We start from the raw sequence: 4,652 nt of genomic DNA on the forward strand, positions 1-4,652 counted from the left end.
ATAATGCTGGTACATGGGGGTGAGTTTATCGCGATCGAGTCCGCGATAATCACGATGGGGATCCTTATTGGTAGCCGGTGGTTCTAGGGGAAAATCCGAGGGGAGAGTCATGGGTCAAAGAAAGCTGGACAATGTTTTAATCAACTGTTCCCCTTGCTGCACCTTCCCCACTCCCCTAGGCTGAGAGTGGGTACTGATGCGGGTTAGTTCCATCAAAAATTGAACGGACAAAACCGATAAGCGATAACTGACAACTGCATTAGATAGACACTTCGCTTAATTCGCGAGTGAGATGATCAAAGGGTTCAGCGATCAAAGAGGTGTCGGTAATACCCGCCTCAGTAGCCATGGTTTGAATCATTTCGCTCATGATTTGGATACCGCGCACCGTCGGACCGATGGGAACACCGAGGGAATTATAGGTTTCCCGCAGTCCTTGCAGTACCCGCTCATCTAGAACATTAGTATCAGCAGCCACCAGCGCATAACTGGCATAGCGGAGATAGTAATCCATATCCCGCAGACAGGCAGAATAACGACGGGTGGTGTAGGCATTACCCCCGGCGCGGATCAATTCGGGAACTTCTTCAAATAGACGAATCGCCGCCCCACGCACGAGCGCCGCCGAATTAGCGTTAATGAGGGCGGCGGCAGCTAGACGGGCAGTTCCCGAGGCAAAATATTGTTTAAGATTATCGATCGCATCTCGATCGAGATAACGTCCGGTGACATCGTATTTTCTAATCAGGCTAGTTACCGCGTCTCGCATTATTAAGTTTCTCCCAACAGCAATAAAGACATTTTTGAGTTTCGCTTTATTTATAATCTCACAGGGTTGAACTTCGGGGGACATCCCTAGTCTAACTCTCTTGCTTGTCTAACAATTTGTTGTTTTTTTGAGACATTTCTTTACATTTAAGGCATTGGCTGGACCGGCGCTGGGTGGCGGAATTATCCCTTATTAGTCGAGGTGGTGGACGAGGCACTCAAAATGACGAGATTATCCCGATGAATAATGGTTTCTGCGGCCATATAACCTAATAAACTGGCAATACGCTCGGAATGTTGACCTTTCACTCGATCGATCTCCTCACTACTATAATTAACAATTCCCCTGGCCAATTCCCGGCCTTCTTGATCGCACAATTGCACCGATTCCGAGGCGCTAAATTCCCCCTCCACTTTGGTGATCCCGGCCGCGAGCAGAGATTTTCCCCCCTGACAAATGGCTCGAATTGCCCCGGTATCGAGATAGATTTTACCCATGGGCATTAGTCCGTAGGCGATCCAGCGTTTGCGGGCGTTATCACTGCGTTTTTGGGCCTCAAAACGGGTTCCAATCGCCTCTCCTGCCATAATTTTTAAGATATTGCTGGGCTGCCGTCCCCTAGTAATCGCCATTTCTACCCCGGCACTGGTGGCAATCCGGGCCGCCGCCAATTTAGTGGCCATACCCCCGGTCCCCCACTGACTGCCACTACTACCGGCATCGATCGATAGTTGCGCTAATTGCGCGGGAGTAACTCGGGCAATGGCCTGTGCTTCGGGAAATAGCCGCGGATCGGCACTGTAGAGGCGATCCACATCGGTGAGGATAAATAACCAGTCAGCCTCGATTAAACTGGCCACAAGGGCTGATAAAGTGTCATTATCGCCGAATTTTAACTCATCGATCGCCACCGTATCATTTTCGTTGACAATGGCAATCACCCCTAATTCAAACAAAGCCTGAAAGGTATTATAGGCGTTGACATAACAGGTGCGTTCCATCAATTCGGGACGGGTGAGCAAAATTTGGGCGATCGGTTGACCAAGACTGGTAAAGAGGTCATCATAGATCCGCATCAGACGACCTTGACCGACGGCGGCGATCGCTTGTTTGAGGGCGATTTTTTTCGGTCTTTCCTGTATTCCCAGACGACGGCAGCCCACCCCCACGGCCCCGGAAGATACTAATACCACCCGATGACCGGCAGCGCGCAACCGGGTGAGGACTTCCACTAAAGCGGCGATCGTGGATAGGGATAATTGGCCGGTTTCATTATCGGTCAAACTGGAAGTACCGATTTTGATCACTATGGTTTGGTTCATCGTCAAAGGGTGTGGGGTGTGGGGTGTGGGGTGTAGGGTGTAGGGAGAAACAATTCATAACTTGAGAGTTAATCACACTATTAAGTGGGTGGGTGGAATTAAATATAAGATGAACGTAGGTTGGGTTGAAGCATGAAACCCAACGCCCGCATAGTTTACGCTACCGCTAACCCATCCTACAAATAATTGTGCCTCCCTAGTTAAAAACGGATTTGGTATTATCTCTATTCAGCCAGCCCTAGATAGCCAAAGCTTTGATGGCAACTTTAATTAAAGTATAAAAACGGGGTTCAGTCACGTTGACTTCTCTAGCTTGTTGCCGATTTTTCCCTAATAAACCAATGCGCTGCCCTTTCTGCACGACTAAAATCTCGCCCTGTTCATTTTTGATGCGAATCTCGTTTAAATCACCCCAAAAACTACATTGATAGATTTTATCGGCGTGCATAAAAATTGCTTTTTTAATATTATCATTTTCTTGGGGTAATCGCACTCCCACTAATTCAATTTCTATGGTTGTATTACCATTCCAAGTATTTTCTTTGAGTTTATAGGCAATATCTAAACGAGTTGGTAAAGGACAATATTCGCCCCAACGCCATGCTAGGGCTTTAATTCTGGTATTATCGCTTTGAGCCAGCAATAATTTTAAATGATTTTTTCCGATAGTTTTCTGTTCCACTACCCGCACGTTAGGAGTCCAAAAAACGGGTAATTCATTGCCAATTCCCCAGGGTTGTAAACTATCAATTTGTTGAAAAAGTTGCAGGTTTATTTGTTTAAAATCAATGATAGTATCAATTTTAATTAAAGGTTTTAATTGTTCTATTTGTAAAATTTTGTGAGAAAATTGACTTAATCTTTGTTTAAATGCTAGTAAATTAGCTGTGGGTAAACTAAAACCCCCCGCCATTTTATGACCGCCAAATTTTCCTAGTAAATCTTGGCAAAATTGCAGGGCTTCAAAAACGTGAAATTCTTCAATTCCTCTGGCAGATCCGCGAATTTTATCCGTATCTTCTTCCTCGTAAGTACCAATAAAAACCGGCACTCCGTAGCGTTCCACTAAACGGGATGCCACAATACCAATTACCCCATGATGCCAATCTTTTTCCACTAAGACTAAAACTCGATCTTGTTGCCAAAGAATCGGTGTTTCTTCTACTAATTTAATCGCTTCTTCTTCAATTTTTTCGCACAATTCTTGACGGGTACGATTAATTTGTTCGCACTGCATTGCTCTTTCTAAGGCAATTCCTGCGTCATCGGTGGTTAATAATTCAATAACTATCTGGGGATCGCCAATTCTACCGATTGCATTAATTCTCGGCCCCAATTTAAAGCCAATATCATCCGGTTGTAATTGCTTTTGTTCCTCGCTAATTCCCGCTATTTGCATCAGGGATTGAATCCCGACTAATTGAGATTTGGGTAATTTTCTTAAACCCCGTTTTAACCAGCGACGATTTACCCCGATTAATGGAGCTAAATCTGCTATAGTGCCTAGGGTAAATAATGATAATAATGACTCGGTTAATCCCTGTAATTTACCCATTTTTTGGGCAGTTGTCACCGCTAAAATATAGGCGACTCCCACCCCCGCTAATCCCTGATAGGGAGAGTTAGGGGTTAATAATTTCGGGTTGAGAATAGCGGAGGCATTTGGTAAAATTGGCGGCAGATCGTGATGATCGGTGATAATAACTTTTAATCCTAATTCTATCGCTAGGGCGATCGGTTCGTGAGCGGAAATGCCATTATCAACAGTGAGAATCAATCCGACTCCAGATTCGGCAAATTCTTCGACAATGCGCTGATTAATTCCGTATCCCTCTTTCATGCGACTGGGTATGGCATGATTTACCCTAGCGCCGAGATGTCTTAAGGCTCTTAGTAGTAAAGATGTACTGGTCATGCCATCGGCATCGTAGTCCCCACAGATAGCAATTTTATCACCAGAGGCGATCGCTTTTACTAATAAATTGACACTTTTTTCTAAGTCGGGAAATTCTCCCAGGGGAGAGGGTAAGGTATCCGCTTCAGGATCAATATAAGTTTTAGCTAATTCGGGGGTATCAATACCGCGATTAATTAAGATAGTTGCTAATAACGATGATAATCCCATTTCCCGCGCTAACCCCGCGATTTTTTCGGGATTAGTTGCGGCAATATACCAGCGCTGGATGGGATATTTGTAGGCCATTTTTTATCAGGAGTCAGGAGTCAGGAGTCAGGAGAGTTGCCTTTAGCAATTATCAGTGACTCTTAGACTGGTACAAATATATAAACAAATGCGTCTAAGCATTTCACCGAAAAACTAATGCACAGGAGGATCGGGGGATAGAACCCCCCAAGAGTCTGAATTATAAGACAAAAAACCCAGAAAGCACAGTTTTAAAAAAAAGATTATCAGGGAATCCCAACTGAGTAGATTCACAAATAGGAGATGTACCCAGCGTAACGCACTAAAAACAAGGTTAAAAGCGAATTTGGATGGCCCCAGCAGGAGGTTGAAAGGGGAGATTACTATTATTAATTCTCAGGGGAGAACCGGGTATTAC

The 4,652-nt window shown here is 44.8% G+C and carries 3 protein-coding genes; all 3 read right to left on the reverse strand.

The genetic code is table 11. The annotated features are described in order from the left end of the window. Window positions 1-259: 259 nt before the first annotated feature. The 3 genes from apcB to recJ all read right to left on the reverse strand — a co-directional run bounded on the left by apcB (window position 260) and on the right by recJ (window position 4,294). A complete protein-coding gene (gene apcB, locus PX636_RS10415; RefSeq protein ID WP_044035076.1) occupies window positions 260-769 on the reverse strand; it encodes an allophycocyanin subunit beta in 510 nt (169 codons plus the stop codon). Window positions 770-951: 182 nt separating this feature from the next. Continuing rightward, on the reverse strand, window positions 952-2,091 hold the full coding sequence (gene proB / locus PX636_RS10420) for a glutamate 5-kinase (RefSeq protein ID WP_288117057.1): 1,140 nt from the start codon (window positions 2,089-2,091) through the stop codon (window positions 952-954). A 238-nt stretch (window positions 2,092-2,329) separates the two neighbouring features. Continuing rightward, complete coding sequence (gene recJ / locus PX636_RS10425; RefSeq protein ID WP_288117059.1) at window positions 2,330-4,294, reverse strand: single-stranded-DNA-specific exonuclease RecJ; 1,965 nt, start codon at window positions 4,292-4,294, stop codon at window positions 2,330-2,332. Window positions 4,295-4,652: the final 358 nt, after the last annotated feature.

Source organism: Microcystis sp. M53598_WE2 (assembly GCF_030067735.1).
Classification (GTDB): domain Bacteria; phylum Cyanobacteriota; class Cyanobacteriia; order Cyanobacteriales; family Microcystaceae; genus Microcystis; species Microcystis aeruginosa.